Here is a 14422-nt window from a genome sequence, read left to right as displayed (position 1 = left end):
CTTATTAAGGGGGAAACCGGAATCAAAGTCCCCCTTATTAAGGGGGATTTAGGGGGATCTAAAACGTTTTGTTACCGACAAGAGGACTTTTCAAACATCCTTTTAAGGTATAATCAACAAAAACGAAAAACTATTGTTACAAATACTCGGTTTGATATTGCAAAACATTTTTGGTTTTGGGGTTTAACATTAATTCAGAAATAGCCTATTGCATGATTCTGAGTGATGGCCTTTGAGGGTTTACTCCGATGCAAACGGACTCAGAGTCCATTTTATTTTTGACAGCAATTAAACGCGATCGCGCTTAATTTAGTAACCTTTTGTCTGTAATCTCAACGAATACAACAGTAAAATTATTCCTCGACAATTTCAATTGTCTTTGGTGGCTGAATCTCTTCAAAATTATCAGTGATTGTTGGGTTCAGTTCATTTTTCAGTTTGAGTTTTAGATCCTCTGTAATCGGTAAATCTTTAATTTCTTTGAGTAGATATCTCACAGATTCGGTTTTACGACGTTCTGTATAAATGCTCTTGAGAACTGCTTCAATTCCAAATCCCGCTATAGCTTCTCCTACAAGCGTTGTCAAACCAAGCACACCTAGACCGCCGATGATGCCAAACGGGCCTCCCAAGCCCGCCAGGGCAGCTACAACGCCATAACCACCCGCCACTCCTGATACAGAGATTGCAATCACCAGAAGTATACCAGGAAGACCCAGAGCAGCGATTTTTTTAACGACTTCATCCATTGGAATTACCTCAAATCCTTACATGATTGGTTAAATCTTGATTAAGGGTACTAAAATCTATTCACCCTTAATTGATAGCTTAGTACTTAATCGAGATGGTGACTAATTTTTCCTTTGCCATCTGAAATACGCCTATCAAAACGACTTTCTTTTCCTCTGCCCCCTGCTCCCTACTCCCTGCTCCCTTGCCTCTTTTTTAGGTTGACAAAATACTACATAACTCATCGATTTGTTGACTTTTTTCTGTAATCAGTCGATGGGCTATTGTTTGTAGCTGACGAATATTTTCTGACTTGACATTATCTATGTCTTCCAAGTCACCTGTTAGGAATGTTTGAAACCTATAATAAGAGCCTCTGATTTCCTTGTCAGTAGACTCAAATAAGTGTTCTAATTCTCCGGCTACAACTTCACTACCACCATCCAGAACAATGTTTAAAAGAGGTTTTACCCATTGCAATTGTCCCCAATTTTTAACATCGTTATACTTGTAGACACTCGTCAGGGAACCTGTACCCAAGGAAACTAATAAGATATCGTTGGTGTGTAGCACAGCTTTTTGAGTTTGTCTAGTGATTTTTGCTTCTGTAATCGCCAAGCTTGCGGGATTATTAGCAACTAATCCCCCATCTACTAAATTGTAGAAGCCACTAGGATTATGAGAAGTCGCAACTCGATAGGGAGGAAAATAAGTAGGTGTTGCACTAGTTGCCATTGCTGCATCTTTGAGTGTAAAGCCAACACTTACCTTGCGAAACTTTTTAGATTCTATCTGTTGTTTTTCGATTTTGTTGGTAAAGAATATAGGAATTCGCTGCTCGATATCGTAGCTAGTCACGAAAACTTCTTTAAGATTATTTTCTAGAGGGGCATTACCAAAATATTTGTCGATAATTTCTTCTCTGCCGTCAGAAGCATATTTAGGCTGAGTAAACATATCTTCAAGAGGGCCAAGCATGTGTTCAAAAAATGGCTCGTAAAATATCTCAGCCCCATACTCAACATATAATTTGACCAACTGTTCGGCAGTGTAATGAGCTTGGGCTTCACTCTGGGGTATAGATGGATCTAAACTTAATTGGGGTTTAGTCAATCCTAGTGCCAGGATTCCTCCAGTTGAAGTGCCTGTAATTAAATCGAATAAACTAAAAATCGGTTTTTTTGTGCGCTTTTCAATTTCTGCTAATATTAATGCTGGGATAATGCCCCGAATACCGCCTCCATCAATGGAAAGAATTTTATATCGGGGATTGGCTGTAGTAATCATAGTTTTTTGCGATCGCTCCTGAGTTAATGTTTGTGGTTGTTGGATATTGGTTTGAACTTGACTTTTCGTAGTTTGGACTGTTTCGGCTTTCTCCTCCTTCGGCTGGGGAGTTTGAATATTGGCATTTTCGCTCTGCCGCTTTGTCTCTTTTCTTCCCTTTCTTTGTTGTGTGGTTGAGGCTGTGGAAGTGGGAGTTGCGAGAACGTCGTTTTCTACCTCTGGGGGAACCTCAACTGATTGCCGCAAGTCGGCTTCTCTACGAGAGGCTGCGCCAACGGCAACATCAGTTAGTTCAGTGGCGGACTCTGTAACTGACTGCTCCTCTTGGGAATTGCTTGTTGTCTCGCTCTGGTTCGATAGTTGTGTAATTCCAAATGGAATTTGTGCTAAACCCCAACTAGGATTACCATGCAAAGTTCCATTATGAGTATTTTCAGTCTGGTCTTTTACAGTTGTCCCTTCTCCTTCGTTTAAAATCCAATAAGCTACTAATCCTTGTTCATTCCCGACTAGAGCCTCAGAACGATGCCTCTGTATTTCCACTGGGAGACAGGGGTAATTCCAGACGCTAATGTGAGCTAATTGACCTGTGAAATATATGCTGTTGTGTAGAGTCGCACCCAGAGTCACAGGACTAGTTGCTTTGTTTAAAGAGTCACCTGTCAAATAGCCAAAATACTCATGCTCATCAATATATATAGTCAGTTGACCTTGATTAAAGACAATAGCAAAAAAGTGCCATTGTCCGACGGTTAATTCTCCATTACCAAAAGTTTTGATAACCTTCTCAACTTTCTCATCGATGTATAAATCTATGTTTCCTGATTCACTGATGCCAAACTCAAAGTTATCACTATATCGGTCTGAGGAACGGGCAAAAAAAACGTTGTGCGTTCCGTATGTAGTGGCTTGATTTTTTAGTTCTTGAGGATTAATCCATCCGGATACCGTAAAGGCTGAACTTCCCTGGGCAAAAACACCACCAATATCATTCCTGCCAAAATTTATGTAATCATCTTGACCATCAAATGTTATAACTGATTGGTTGTATACCTGGGTTGTCACGATATTTTAATCTCCGAATAAGAGTAGAACTGAAGAAAGTTCTTGGCAACGATTAAAATCTCTGGCGATCGCTTAAATTAATGGAGTGTAACCCTAACTCGATCCGTGGCTACAAGCTACTTCACTATCAAAAGAGCTATCTAAAAGTTCTGCGGTACAGTTTTGCCACATCTGCTCAACTTTCAAGCAAACGCGCTCACTGTTAGTTGTCGTCTTTCACTCACCATTAAGATTTTTTCAATTAAAACCTTGGCAAGTATTAAATAAAATTGCTAGACCTTTATCAACTTCAAGTTGACTGATAATTCTAATTTATTACAATCTTTAAAAATTTTAAATATTACACTAAATATCCTAAATTTATGGTCACTAGTAAAAAATATAGTGTGTTTGGGTTTTCTAGTCAATATCTTTATCTAAATATTTACTGGACTTACGCAACTGGCACAATCGGTCTGGGTGCGGCTTGCCGCACCTTGAATATGAACCGAGGTCAGTTGACGCTCTGTGGGAGGGTTTCAGCCTTCATTTTTGGGACTGGTAATCATAACCTTTAGAGGGTGTTTGAAAAGTTTTGAGTGGTCAAATTTATGCCAATCGCCTCACCATGATCCGGATCATGGCAAGGTAGATAAAGGTCTCTGATGTTTCGGGCAATAATTCATAATCTCTGACCAATCGCCGACACCCCATCAGCCAACCAAAAGTGCGCTCCACCACCCAACGTTTTTTGAGTAAGACAAAACCCTTGGTTTGCTCAGGTCGCAGAACCACTTGCACAATCCAACGGCAAAAGTCCATCACCCACTGCATGAACATTAGTGACAAGTTAAGGCTGTAAGTCTTTTGTCAAGAGGCTTTCAGAGAATTGTTGAAAAAAAACTGGTCAGACCCTCGTTGAAGATCGGGAAAAGGAGCGACAATCAACTTAACATTTGGTTTTCGTTTCTGTTTGATAATACCTAAATCTCGATTACTAAGTAAGCCAGAGGGATAAAGCCAGAGATGATCTGAAATAGATTCTGGATCATCTTCTGTATTCGTAGCAATTCAGATGTAAAATTTACCGCCGTTTTATTCTTGTTCTTACTACCTTTTGGTCGTCCACGTCCACGCTTTTGTTGAGATTGGATTTCTGGGCTGGGCGATACACTATTTTTTTCTATATCGCTCTTTATTACCTGTTCTATCTGAATCGGAAATGAGTGCCTTTGTTTCACACTTATTAATGATAATGTAAAGAATGATAGCCCTGTTATCGGCTTGCTTAATAAGCTAGAGAAGAATTTATCTAATCCATAAGTTTCTTTGCCCGATTTACTGATTACTACTTCGTCTCCTGCCAGCAGATAAACATCATCTGGACAAAACAGATGCCGTCGAAAAAATACCCAAAATACGGTTGCCCACGGGATGACTTTTTGGCGTAGGTCGTAGCTGTAGGGTTTGGGCATGACAGCAATCGGAGTAAAAGTGGAAGAGCTTTTCTATTCTATGTCCTAACCATAATGGCGACTGCTATATCTTTGATAAATTCGCCACGTCGGTGTGAGTTTTCAATAAGGAATTTTAATGCGTCTACTACGCTTTGTTCACTGGTAGTAGATGAAAACTTTAAAGCACTTAGTAACTGAAAAAATACGCGGCGGTGGCTTTTGTAAAACCTCCATACTAGCGGAAGATAGTTGTTCCCCTTATAGGCGTTAACAGCTTCGCATTCATTCAACAATTGCTGCGCTCCTCCCGCAGGTGCAAAAACCTGATTCACCTGACCCAGAACTTCTGTATTTATTGGTTCATCTACAAAAATTTCCAGAACATTGGTAAAAACTCCCAGCAATTTCTCTAGAGTTGATTGTTGTTTTTGTCGAAGTTTCTCTAGTTCTTCTTTAGCTTTATTATGAATGCTCCGCATTTTTTTGAGGAACATTTCAATTAAGTTATCCCTAGTTTGTACCTGAGCCGAGTAAATTAAGCATAATAAAATGGTAATCCGTTTGGGAAGCGTAATTGCTTTCATCTCAGAAGCAGTTAAAACCTTAGCCTCAGCAGCAAAATGTTGTATTTTGGTAGCGGTAATTTGGTCTAAAAATGGTTTGATATTCCCTAAGGTTTCTAACCAAGTGAGATGAACCAGTAAATCATTAAGATGATTGCGAGTTGGACGTTTAGGCAGTTGCTTGAGATTATTAAAAGGAGTGCGTTTTTCGGGAGGATAACTGTCTAATAAGCTATTTATATACTCGATATACTCTTGCTCAAGTCCTCTGATAAGAAAATTAAATATTTTTTGATTAACTAAATGACGTATACGACGTACTAATCTATCTAAAGTATTAAATCCAGGTAATTCATACCGTTGTTTTATTAATTCCCCAATAGCAACGTTGATTAAATCAGCATGATTATCCATGACTTTAGCTGATTCATGCACAGCTAATACCGCCAAGTGTCTGGCATTTTTATCAAAAGCGTTTACCTTGAGATATTCGCGGATAGCAACTCGATGCCGATACATTGTTTTGTTGTTTTCATAACCCAAAACAATCTCACTTGGCATTTTTAAGCAGCCACGAATGTGATTGATTATTGAGTTAGGAATTTCAGAAAGTTTGGGAAAATACCCCAATCGCTGAAATGCTTTTAATAACACTATTAAGTTAAAGATATTGCTTTGTCCCTTGCTGGTGCTATAGGCAAAAGCAATTTCTGATTTTGTCGGAGTGTAAATTTTTGTAAGTTCTTTGCTAGTAAAGTAGCGCTTCAACCTGGGGTAAGCAGTACGTTCTATAGATGTCACTCTGAATTAGTGTGTGCAATTGTTAACTCCAAAAAATATATATCACCAACAAGCCACTCATCTCTCGCCCATGTATGGAAACATTACCAAAAAGAACTATTTATGGCTTATCTGGGACATAAGAATATTCAACACACTATTCGCTACACAGAACTAACGAGCGATCGCTTCCAGAAATTTTGGCTCGACTGAACCTAGTTTTGATTCAAAATTTCTACAAATCAATGCTTTCAGCCGGATTTCTTGACAAAACTTTACAACGTGTCCCATTTTACACGTATTTCGTCATGACCCCAGTTTGGCGGAACCTATAGTAGAAGTGGGGTTTGAGCCTTTATTGGTTTACTCACCTGCAACCAAGAGTTTTATATTTGGCAAGCTAGAGGATGCGGTTGAGCAATTTGAGGAAATTCTGGATGAGGAAAGTCAGCTATGGGTTGCTGGTGTAAGTTTGCCTATTCCTGAAAAGATAATCAGTGCAATTTTAGAAACTAAAGAACATAAAGTTCGTTATCTTCGAGCCTCTGATAATGGATTAAAAAGAATTGAACAAGCCATAACAAAAAAGCGTTGGAAAAAAGTAGATAAACGTTGGATTGAAGCTGCTAATACTTCAGTAGAGAATTTAGAAAACTTTTGGAATCAATTAGAAATTCCTGAAGATGATTTTATCAGAATTTGTCAGGCTGTATATGTTGATTGGGAAGATATTATTATACAGAGTGGTCACTTTATTACGTTGCGTACCAAAATTAAAGATGAGGAAATTCTCAAAGCTGCTCTCCGAGACTTGGGAATAACCGTGAAAACAGACGCTGATGCTCGTGGTTCTAATGGTCAGAGAGTTCGCTGTGACGTTGTTGCAGTTCTTGAAGGCAAATATGACATAGGTTTTTCTCAAAATTCCGATGGTTCTTATGACTTAATTGCTGACTTGTGGGGCGTTGCAAAAAAGCACAATCAAACAGAACTAATCAACTCCATATATCAGAAGTATGCCGTTAATAAAACTTTGGCAGAAGTCAAACAGCGTGGTGTTATTAAAAAGATGAAATCCCCTAGATGTACTTCAGATCAAATTAGCAAATATGGCTACTTTCAAGGAAAACAAAACTACAAGTGTCGTAACTGTGGAACTCAATTTACAGATTTTTAACCAAAACTAATCTTAAAATCCAATATTTCAACAATGTAATTACCTCTATGGATACTGCCCTTGGCTCATCAAAACTTGCCGTTCCAGCACACGATTAGGAATATTCAACTGAAGTAACCTTGCAGTCCCTTGACCAATTTGAGTTTTCCCTTCAATTCTCGCACGTTCAACATGGAAATGTTCATCCCAAACCTGACGACGGGGATTAAACAACGGGACAATTTCTTTAGTAACTTGGTCTATCGTAGCAAAGTCAGAACCTTTATGACGGTTACAAGATAAACATGAAAGTGCCAAATTATCAGCAGTCGTTTCACCTCCATGTTTTACCGCAATAATATGGTCTACTTCATGGGTATAAATTGAAAAATCCTGATGTATTAGGCAATATTCACAACATCCTGAAGCTCTCTGTATTACAAGCTTACGCAGTTCCGCAGAAATTGAATTAGATGTCATCTTAGCTAATCGCGTTTTAAAGCTCGTGCCTTTAATAAAATCATCATATGTTCTAATTGCTCATAAACATCTAACTCAGCTAATTCCATTGGATTGAGTGTTGTCGAGCGGTTTTTTTCTAATAATTCTGACAACCGCGTTTGCGCTTGGGGCGAAACTTTAAAAGCAACTATTTCTTCAGGAGTTGGACGCTTAATTAAAAAATCAAGAACTTCTTGATAAACTGCGGGAATATCTGTCGTCTCTGTTTTGATTGTTGGCTGAGAATTTGTTGGTAAATTAGCAACGTCTAACAATTGCCAAAGCAATTCAGGTAAGCGATTTTGCAGAGGTTCTAAACGTTGAGCTAGTTCATCAGAAATTTGAATTGTTAATTCTGCCATATGTGATTCTTCATCGGCGCTATCTGGCTTGTCTTGTATCCTAATTATAGCTTTACTACCCTTCAAGTCGATTTCATCGCAGTCGCAATCTCTGCAATGAAAGGCTGATTGTTTGCAGTTTTATCGCTGGATGTTTGCAGTTCGCTACAGTTAGGTGCAAACAATGGCTAAAGAAGTAAATAGCAACTTTGACCGTAGAGCCAACCATTTACTGCGTTTACTTCAACTTTGTGGGGGTTGCATTCCATTGCACTCTCTTCAATTCCAAGTTTCCAATTCAGTCATTCAAACACTGCTAGATAAAGAACTGGTGCAAGTGCAGAATACTGGATGCGGCTTTCTGTTGGAGATTGCAGAGGATTTTTAATCCTATAGAAAAATCATGAAACTTTACACCAGAACGATTGCAGAAACTTTACCCGATTGGACAAATATTGCCACACAGAGCGCAGGTTTATTTGAGATTGAAATTAACGATGAACATCCTAGTTTTCAATCTCTACTTGAAGAGTTAACCACAGAAATTGAACCAGGAACCATCGGGGTGAAAGCCAGAGATTTATGTTCCAGACTCGGCTTTGAAATGTCTAATTTGAATCTCAGCCAATTAGTTGAAATTGCCCAAAGCCTGATATCTCTTATTGCTTCCCATCCCGACTACAAGCAACTGTTGTCCGAGGGATACACCCCTGATTTAAATATTGCCGATGCTCAAACTGCGCTTACTTATTTGCAATGGGAGCTAGACCGGAATCAGCAAGATTCTGTTTAGAAAGCAGATGATACTACAAACCACTAATTATCACACCAAAAACACATGACTACTGAAATCAAACTAGGTTTATGCCACCCACCATCACCGATTTACCTCTACGTCAAAAACGGAGAATTAAGCGGGGAATCCTATCTCTGGTATCACTACGATATGGATAAGGATAAAACGATTCCTGTTTTAGAAAGAGGGCTGACTGGTTACATATCAGAACTGAGATTAACAGCGAAAGAATTTAAAGGTAAGGACAACATTAAGTTAGACATCGTTGTGAGAGCCGATGAAATCTACATTGTCAGAACTGGCATTGAAACCAATTTCGCCAAAAGCTTTCTTTTAGCTGCATCAAGCGTTCAAGATTTTGATAAACCCCTAATCATTTCTGTTGCTGCTGGAGAAGAAAACGTGGTGTTTTGCCGACTTTATGATGCAGTAACGCGTGTACGTATTCGTAGGGAGTGGGATAAAGATGCTGACTGGGCAACTATCATTCATGACATTCAATTTCGGTTAAATGGCACTTCATCCACACCAAAACTTAGTGTAGTTCCTCAAGCAATACACACACAAGACTTACGAGTAAAACAGATTCGCACTTTGCTTGATTATCCCCTCGATTTGGTCAGAGAGTGGTTGGAATTTCAAAATGCTACTAATCCCAGTCAATTAAATATCAGCAAGATTGATGAACTGATAAAAACGATGTGTTTGGCTTGGGCATCAGACAAGTGTGAATCTCCCAAGGATGCTGAATCTTCTTATCAAAATCTTGTTATTGATGCTGTTGCTAAGGGTGCTGATGAATTAGCTGCAATCAGTGCATGGATAGAGCAATTGCAAGCGGTAAAAACTGGAGCAGTGTAATTCAGTTGTCAGGAGTCAGAATTATTCTGACTCCTGATTTATCCATTAATCACAGAGGAATTAAACCATGAAAGTCATTGTCACAGTAGTAGATAAAATCATCAGTGAAGCACAGATAACTATTCCTGATGGGCTGTCAGATTTGGCAATTAAGCAGCACATTACAGACCTTTATAACAGTGGAGAAATGTTGATTAATTTGAAGATTGCTCAGGTGGACTTTGAATCTATCAGCGCTCAGATTCTCAAAGAAAATTCTACTAAATCTGCATCTTGAAGGGAGGTAATCAGATGCATACCAAATGGACTGAACAACAGCTAAAAATTATTGAGGCAAAAGCTGAAATCTACACTATAAAACAAATAGCTCAAGTTCTTCGATTGAATTTCTCAACTGTCTGTAGGTGGGTAAAAAGAGGATGGCTCAAAGCTACAAGACGCTCTGCTAAACATTACCAAATCCGCAGATGGCATCTTAAACAATTTCTTGAGCATCCACCTCAATCAATTAAAAAACGTATTACCTCTCTTGATCCAGAAGCCATTAATTATTTATTGGGGAGAAAAGCATGACAGAACAAATCACTCCCTTTAAAACCCAAAAAGTTCTTGACATCTGCTCTGGCATCGGCGGTTTCACCCTTGGTCATATAATTACTGGCGGTTTTGAAACCGTGGCTTTTTGCGAGATTAATCAATACTGCCAACAAGTTCTAAATCTGCGCTTCCCACAAATTCCAATTATCGGGGACATCCATGACATTACAGTTAAGTCTTTGGCAGGAGTCGGAGTTGGAGAAATTGACGGCATCATCGCCGGACTCCCCTGCCCTCCGTTCAGCCTCGCGGGGAAACAAAAAGCATCGCAGGATGAACGCAATCTGTTTGGGGAATTCAAGAGAATCATTTGCGAGATTCGACCAAACTGGGCGATTGTGGAAAACGTACCCGGATTGCTCACTGCTGAAGGAAGTGGGTTTTTCCGTGCCGTACTCTGGGAGTTTGCCCAGATGGGGTTTGATGTCGAGTGGGGAATTGTTTCGGCTGCCCAAGTGGGGGCTGTCCACAAGCGAGAAAGAGTGTGGATTATTGCCTACTCCCAAAGCGACCGACGGGATACATCCTGGAATCAGCGCATACAAGAGAGGACAAACCCTGCATCTGTCGGCGGCGGTGATGCTGGCAACTCCCAGAAACACACATTTATCAACTCAGTTGAATACGGGGCGTTCACTGAATCCACATCTGGTAGAGGCGATGATTGGCGTACCACAGGGCTGGACGGATGTCTGCTTAAAAGAGCAGGACTTGATTATTGGCTCACCTCTGCCACAATCCCCAGTTTCAATCGGCTCACTCGTAATGAAGTTGCAGCGCTTACGCTCTCTTGCCAACGAGAATATCACCAACTCTATACAGAATACCTTGCGCTCAGAAGACAACACAAACAGCAGTTGATCGCTCTGGGCAATGCCATTGTCCCTCAATGCGCTGCACTAGTTTTTGACCGACTAAAAAGAATTTTATCTCAACAAAGGAAAAATGCATGATTGACCATATTAACGCGCTTAAAACAAGCTGGTATCTCTCTCCTCCTTGGGGAAAAACAATGCCACCTGTTGAAGTCAATTTACTAGAAAGAGTTTACTTGAGAAGTAGCAAAACATTCGGTTACTGCTGCGGTGTTCAGTGGAAACATGAATGTTGGTTTTATTCAGTTGATTGTCGTAATGAAATTGTTCACGCCACACAACATCAAATCATCGGGACTGGAGAATTAGTAAACCTACCCGTGCCAAAACCCGCTTTTGTTTTGGGGCAAAAAGTAATCCTATGTTCTTACGGCAATGATGCAAAACAGCGTCTCATTTTGGGGATTGCGCTAGTAAATAATTCCTGGTTTTACCTTGTTGAATTGGTGTCGCCAACCTTAACTCAATTACCGATTATATCGAACCGTTTTTCACTGGTCGGTGAAAAAAGTTTAGTCCGTGTGAATCTCTAAAATTTTGAAGGAGACGATTATGATATCTAACTTGATAAGTCACCAAAGCAATCATAACAGCAGCCCGTTTAACACAATTCGTCACCTAGACGATAACGGTAATGAACACTGGCTAGCTAGAGAGTTGATGGAACTGCTTGGTTATAAAAAGTGGCAGCGTTTTGTAGATGCTATCGACCGAGCCAAAATTGGTTGTCAAAACACTGGCTCCTCAGTACTCAATCACTTTACCGACGCTGGGCTTTATACAAGAGATGTACCCAGTGACTATCGTCTTTCTCGCTATGCCTGTTATTTAGTGGCAATGAACGGAGATCCACGAAAACCAGAAATAGCAGCAGCCCAAAGTTATTTTGCTGTCAAAACTCACGAAGCAGAAACTCGTCAGAACTACCAACCAAAAACAACCATAGCTCACGAAGCCGCACAGTTGGCAATGATGCTAGGTGAGTTCGCTGGACTAGACAAATCCCTCACCGCCCAGTTAGCAGTTAATGCCGCCACCAGAGTCAACCCCGCACTTAAGCCAGCAGCAGATGAATTAAAAACTGCTATCGCTTCCACTAATACCGCAGAGGACGCATTTCTCAACCCAACACAAATTGGCGAGGCGGTGGGAATGTCTGCACGTTTGGTCAACAACTTGCTAGTAGATTCTGGACTGCAATACAGAACAAATGACTTGAAAATTCCCTATCGTCCTACTGAATCTGGTAAGCAATGGGGTCGCATGGTTCCCGCAGTCGCCAAATCTTCAAATCAAACTGTTTTTCAACTGCGTTGGTTGCCCGAAATAGTAAAAGTCATCTTGAAATAATTCCCTACCTAAATCAACCTTTCATTATGAATACTCTACGAAAAACCTTGGCAGAAAAATACGGTCTTGTTGCCGATATCATGCACGACGATTATTTTTTTGTTCAGCTACCAAACAACGAAGATCATTCACTCAAGTTTAAGATAAGCAATTTACCAGAATGTATTCGGGTTGAACTAGCAGAATGTTTTGCTGGTAGCGTTATTGCCGCTTGGGAAGTCCCGTTATTTTTACTCCCTCAAGTGTTACAGCAAGCCCATGATTTTGTTATTGAGTATTGGGAGCAAGTATCTCAATAAACTTAAAGTATTTTTCCCAAACCAAAACTAACAGTAATTCCTTCAGCAGACATTCTTTATTCGGAGAAAAACCATGCAACAACTCAATTTATTCAATGAATCAGCACCAGTTTTACCCATCACTTATTACCCTGATTTCTTAAGAACTGAACAAGCCAACGAACTATACCAACACTGTTTGAAACTGAAGTGGCAGCAAAATCAAATACGTATGGCGGGTAAAACAATGCCCGTTCCCCGCTTGGAGTGCTTATACGGTGACAAAGGCTGTGATTACCTATACTCCAATAGCGTGTTTTTGAAACCCCTGACTTGGACAGACAATCTGGCTAACTTGCGGGACAGAATCACTGCGCTAACTGGTTACAAGTTCCGTATCGTCATCGGTAATCAGTATCGCACAGGTATGGATTCTATCGGCTGGCACGCTGACACTGATTCTTCGATGGGACTATCCCCAGCGATTGCTTCAATCAGTCTCGGTAGTGTTCGCAAGTTTCAAATTAAACCCCTAATTGGCAAACCTACTGACTTTTGGCTCGAACACGGGAGTTTGTTGATTATGCACCCCGGCTGCCAGTCCACACATCTGCATCAGGTTCCCAAGACCAATAAAGTCGTTAGCACACGTATTAATCTCACGTTTCGACCGCACACCGGGGGGAAATGAGAAAGTTTTGGGTTAAAGGATTTTTTCACTCCTTTAACCTTTTCCCTTCTTTTTTATAGCAATTCGATTCAAATTAAGTCACTAATCGGAGTTAAATCATGGGAGAAGCAAAACGTCGGCGCTTACTAGATGCCAATTACGGCAAATCACTTCAACCCTATAGTCGTCAAAAAATCACTTGTGAAATTCTCAACCAACAAACTTCACAAGAGATTGCATCTGTTTTTGATTTCATAATTGACGAAAAAGAATTAACAAAACATCATCTAATTCTGCCTCCATTACCGAAGCAAAACGATACTCCAGATGTGATAATTGATGCAGTTGAAAAGTCAGAGCTTGGGGCAGTTCTTCCCAAAAACTCTCTTCCTCTTATTTCCCCCAGCGTTGCGCCTCCTACCAAGAGCCTACGCGTTGATGCACATCAAAATCCCAATAGTCAGCTAGCTCCTAACCATTGGCATGAATGGGTTATCAATTCCGGCGTTGACCCCATAGTTACCGAGCTAAATGTCCGCTCTCTCAGTGGTTCGGAAATCTACGAATACCTTTTATACGCTCTCCCCCACACCGCTCGACGAAACGATGGGCGACTGCGTGATAGCTATTTACAACGATACGCTCACATCAACAGTGCATGGTGGGCTAGTGGACTTGACCCTCATAACGATTGGCTACCGATGGAGTGGGGAAGAATGAAACCCGACAACCCACGACTCCAATGGGATAAGGAAACCCAAGAACAAACCCAAAAACCAGTTAAGTACGAGTCCCCGCCGAAAACCCCCAACCGCGTTACCTACCTGAGAGTCCCCCTCCATATCTGGAAGTTGGTATCGTTGAGGTATGACGTGCCGATGCCAGAAAATATAGTTGTCACCCATGATGGTGTTGCGTTAGGATTCTGGGCTTGGGTCATGGCACACCCCGAAATAAGAGTAATCCTTACAGAGGGCGAGAAGAAGGCTGGTTGCTTGCTGTCGTTGGGGTATGTAGCGATCGCACTCCCCGGAATCTGGAACGGTCGAGTCGGTAACGAAAATTTAGAACGCTTGCACCCCGATTTAGTTCCTATGGCGCAACACAAGCGTAAGTTCACCATTCTTTTTGATTACG

17 protein-coding genes and 3 pseudogenes are annotated in these 14422 nt (G+C 40.6%); 13 read left to right on the top strand and 7 right to left on the bottom strand.

Annotated features, from left to right (window positions below; translation table 11 throughout):
- Nucleotides 1–353: 353 nt before the first annotated feature.
- The 5 genes and pseudogenes from LC605_RS10180 to LC605_RS10160 form a co-directional block, all read right to left on the bottom strand.
- Nucleotides 354–749 (bottom strand): hypothetical protein, encoded by a 396-nt coding sequence (locus tag LC605_RS10180; protein WP_229547432.1) that lies wholly within the window; start codon nt 747–749, stop codon nt 354–356.
- A 196-nt stretch (nt 750–945) separates the two neighbouring features.
- Entirely contained in the window at nt 946–3081 is a 2136-nt protein-coding gene (locus LC605_RS10175) for a patatin-like phospholipase family protein (RefSeq protein ID WP_229547431.1), read from the bottom strand.
- A 588-nt stretch (nt 3082–3669) separates the two neighbouring features.
- Nucleotides 3670–3897, bottom strand: a pseudogene (locus tag LC605_RS10170) (transposase); the annotation flags it as partial.
- Nucleotides 3898–4049: 152 nt separating this feature from the next.
- Nucleotides 4050–4499 (bottom strand): annotated as a pseudogene (locus LC605_RS10165) (transposase); the annotation flags it as partial.
- 74 nt (nt 4500–4573) lie between these two features.
- Nucleotides 4574–5881: a DUF4158 domain-containing protein gene (locus LC605_RS10160; RefSeq protein ID WP_229547430.1), complete on the bottom strand. Its 1308-nt coding sequence runs from the start codon at nt 5879–5881 to the stop codon at nt 4574–4576.
- 9 nt (nt 5882–5890) lie between these two features.
- Here LC605_RS10160 and LC605_RS10155 point away from each other — a divergent pair, with 9 nt between their 5' ends.
- Together LC605_RS10155 and LC605_RS10150 are read left to right on the top strand one after the other, a co-directional pair.
- A complete protein-coding gene (locus LC605_RS10155) occupies nt 5891–6073 on the top strand; it encodes a hypothetical protein (protein WP_229547429.1) in 183 nt (60 codons plus the stop codon).
- A gap of 523 nt (nt 6074–6596) precedes the next feature.
- Nucleotides 6597–6920 (top strand): annotated as a pseudogene (locus LC605_RS10150) (DUF1257 domain-containing protein); the annotation flags it as partial.
- Nucleotides 6921–7082: 162 nt separating this feature from the next.
- Here LC605_RS10150 and LC605_RS10145 read toward each other — a convergent pair.
- Both LC605_RS10145 and LC605_RS10140 read right to left on the bottom strand, forming a co-directional pair.
- The gene (locus LC605_RS10145) at nt 7083–7496 is read right to left on the bottom strand and encodes an HNH endonuclease (RefSeq protein WP_229547428.1); all 414 of its coding nucleotides are present in this window, start codon (nt 7494–7496) and stop codon (nt 7083–7085) included.
- A 5-nt stretch (nt 7497–7501) separates the two neighbouring features.
- The gene (locus LC605_RS10140) at nt 7502–7879 is read right to left on the bottom strand and encodes a hypothetical protein (RefSeq protein WP_229547427.1); all 378 of its coding nucleotides are present in this window, start codon (nt 7877–7879) and stop codon (nt 7502–7504) included.
- Nucleotides 7880–8042: 163 nt separating this feature from the next.
- Between LC605_RS10140 and LC605_RS10135 the strand changes: the two genes are divergently transcribed.
- The 11 genes from LC605_RS10135 to LC605_RS10085 all read left to right on the top strand — a co-directional run.
- A complete protein-coding gene (locus tag LC605_RS10135; RefSeq protein ID WP_229547426.1) occupies nt 8043–8246 on the top strand; it encodes a hypothetical protein in 204 nt (67 codons plus the stop codon).
- A 15-nt stretch (nt 8247–8261) separates the two neighbouring features.
- Entirely contained in the window at nt 8262–8651 is a 390-nt protein-coding gene (locus LC605_RS10130) for a hypothetical protein (RefSeq protein WP_229547425.1), read from the top strand.
- 45 nt (nt 8652–8696) lie between these two features.
- Nucleotides 8697–9515: a hypothetical protein gene (locus tag LC605_RS10125; protein WP_229547424.1), complete on the top strand. Its 819-nt coding sequence runs from the start codon at nt 8697–8699 to the stop codon at nt 9513–9515.
- A gap of 67 nt (nt 9516–9582) precedes the next feature.
- The gene (locus LC605_RS10120; protein WP_229547423.1) at nt 9583–9792 is read left to right on the top strand and encodes a hypothetical protein; all 210 of its coding nucleotides are present in this window, start codon (nt 9583–9585) and stop codon (nt 9790–9792) included.
- Nucleotides 9793–9806: 14 nt separating this feature from the next.
- On the top strand, nt 9807–10088 hold the full coding sequence (locus LC605_RS10115) for a helix-turn-helix domain-containing protein (protein ID WP_229547422.1): 282 nt from the start codon (nt 9807–9809) through the stop codon (nt 10086–10088).
- Nucleotides 10085–11065, top strand: a complete 981-nt coding sequence (locus LC605_RS10110) for a DNA cytosine methyltransferase (RefSeq protein ID WP_229547421.1) — start codon at nt 10085–10087, stop codon at nt 11063–11065. Before LC605_RS10115 ends, LC605_RS10110 begins: the two co-directional genes overlap by 4 nt.
- The gene (locus tag LC605_RS10105; RefSeq protein WP_229547420.1) at nt 11062–11520 is read left to right on the top strand and encodes a DUF1392 domain-containing protein; all 459 of its coding nucleotides are present in this window, start codon (nt 11062–11064) and stop codon (nt 11518–11520) included. Before LC605_RS10110 ends, LC605_RS10105 begins: the two co-directional genes overlap by 4 nt.
- Before the next feature lie 19 nt (nt 11521–11539).
- The gene (locus LC605_RS10100; protein WP_229547419.1) at nt 11540–12337 is read left to right on the top strand and encodes a BRO family protein; all 798 of its coding nucleotides are present in this window, start codon (nt 11540–11542) and stop codon (nt 12335–12337) included.
- 26 nt (nt 12338–12363) lie between these two features.
- The gene (locus LC605_RS10095) at nt 12364–12636 is read left to right on the top strand and encodes a hypothetical protein (RefSeq protein ID WP_229547418.1); all 273 of its coding nucleotides are present in this window, start codon (nt 12364–12366) and stop codon (nt 12634–12636) included.
- A 73-nt stretch (nt 12637–12709) separates the two neighbouring features.
- The gene (locus tag LC605_RS10090; protein WP_229547417.1) at nt 12710–13306 is read left to right on the top strand and encodes an alpha-ketoglutarate-dependent dioxygenase AlkB; all 597 of its coding nucleotides are present in this window, start codon (nt 12710–12712) and stop codon (nt 13304–13306) included.
- Between the two features lie 98 nt (nt 13307–13404).
- Nucleotides 13405–14422 (top strand): DUF3854 domain-containing protein (locus LC605_RS10085; protein WP_229547416.1); only part of this gene is annotated, 1018 nt, incomplete at its 3' end.

The sequence above is a fragment of the Nostoc sp. CHAB 5836 genome (assembly GCF_020829445.1).
GTDB lineage: Bacteria > Cyanobacteriota > Cyanobacteriia > Cyanobacteriales > Nostocaceae > Nostoc.
This window is presented reverse-complemented; position numbering and strand designations above follow the sequence as displayed.

Bases quoted from the DNA above. Each gene is read 5' to 3' on its own strand.
- LC605_RS10115 (WP_229547422.1), top strand. From the start codon at position 9,807: ATGCATACCAAATGGACTGAACAACAGCTAAAAATTATTGAGGCAAAA.
- LC605_RS10105 (WP_229547420.1), top strand. From the start codon at position 11,062: ATGATTGACCATATTAACGCGCTTAAAACAAGCTGGTATCTCTCTCCT.
- LC605_RS10140 (WP_229547427.1), bottom strand. From the start codon at position 7,879: ATGGCAGAATTAACAATTCAAATTTCTGATGAACTAGCTCAACGTTTA.
- LC605_RS10090 (WP_229547417.1), top strand. From the start codon at position 12,710: ATGCAACAACTCAATTTATTCAATGAATCAGCACCAGTTTTACCCATC.
- LC605_RS10130 (WP_229547425.1), top strand. From the start codon at position 8,262: ATGAAACTTTACACCAGAACGATTGCAGAAACTTTACCCGATTGGACA.
- LC605_RS10110 (WP_229547421.1), top strand. From the start codon at position 10,085: ATGACAGAACAAATCACTCCCTTTAAAACCCAAAAAGTTCTTGACATC.
- LC605_RS10180 (WP_229547432.1), bottom strand. From the start codon at position 749: ATGGATGAAGTCGTTAAAAAAATCGCTGCTCTGGGTCTTCCTGGTATA.
- LC605_RS10125 (WP_229547424.1), top strand. From the start codon at position 8,697: ATGACTACTGAAATCAAACTAGGTTTATGCCACCCACCATCACCGATT.
- LC605_RS10095 (WP_229547418.1), top strand. From the start codon at position 12,364: ATGAATACTCTACGAAAAACCTTGGCAGAAAAATACGGTCTTGTTGCC.
- LC605_RS10145 (WP_229547428.1), bottom strand. From the start codon at position 7,496: ATGACATCTAATTCAATTTCTGCGGAACTGCGTAAGCTTGTAATACAG.
- LC605_RS10120 (WP_229547423.1), top strand. From the start codon at position 9,583: ATGAAAGTCATTGTCACAGTAGTAGATAAAATCATCAGTGAAGCACAG.
- LC605_RS10100 (WP_229547419.1), top strand. From the start codon at position 11,540: ATGATATCTAACTTGATAAGTCACCAAAGCAATCATAACAGCAGCCCG.
- LC605_RS10135 (WP_229547426.1), top strand. From the start codon at position 8,043: ATGGCTAAAGAAGTAAATAGCAACTTTGACCGTAGAGCCAACCATTTA.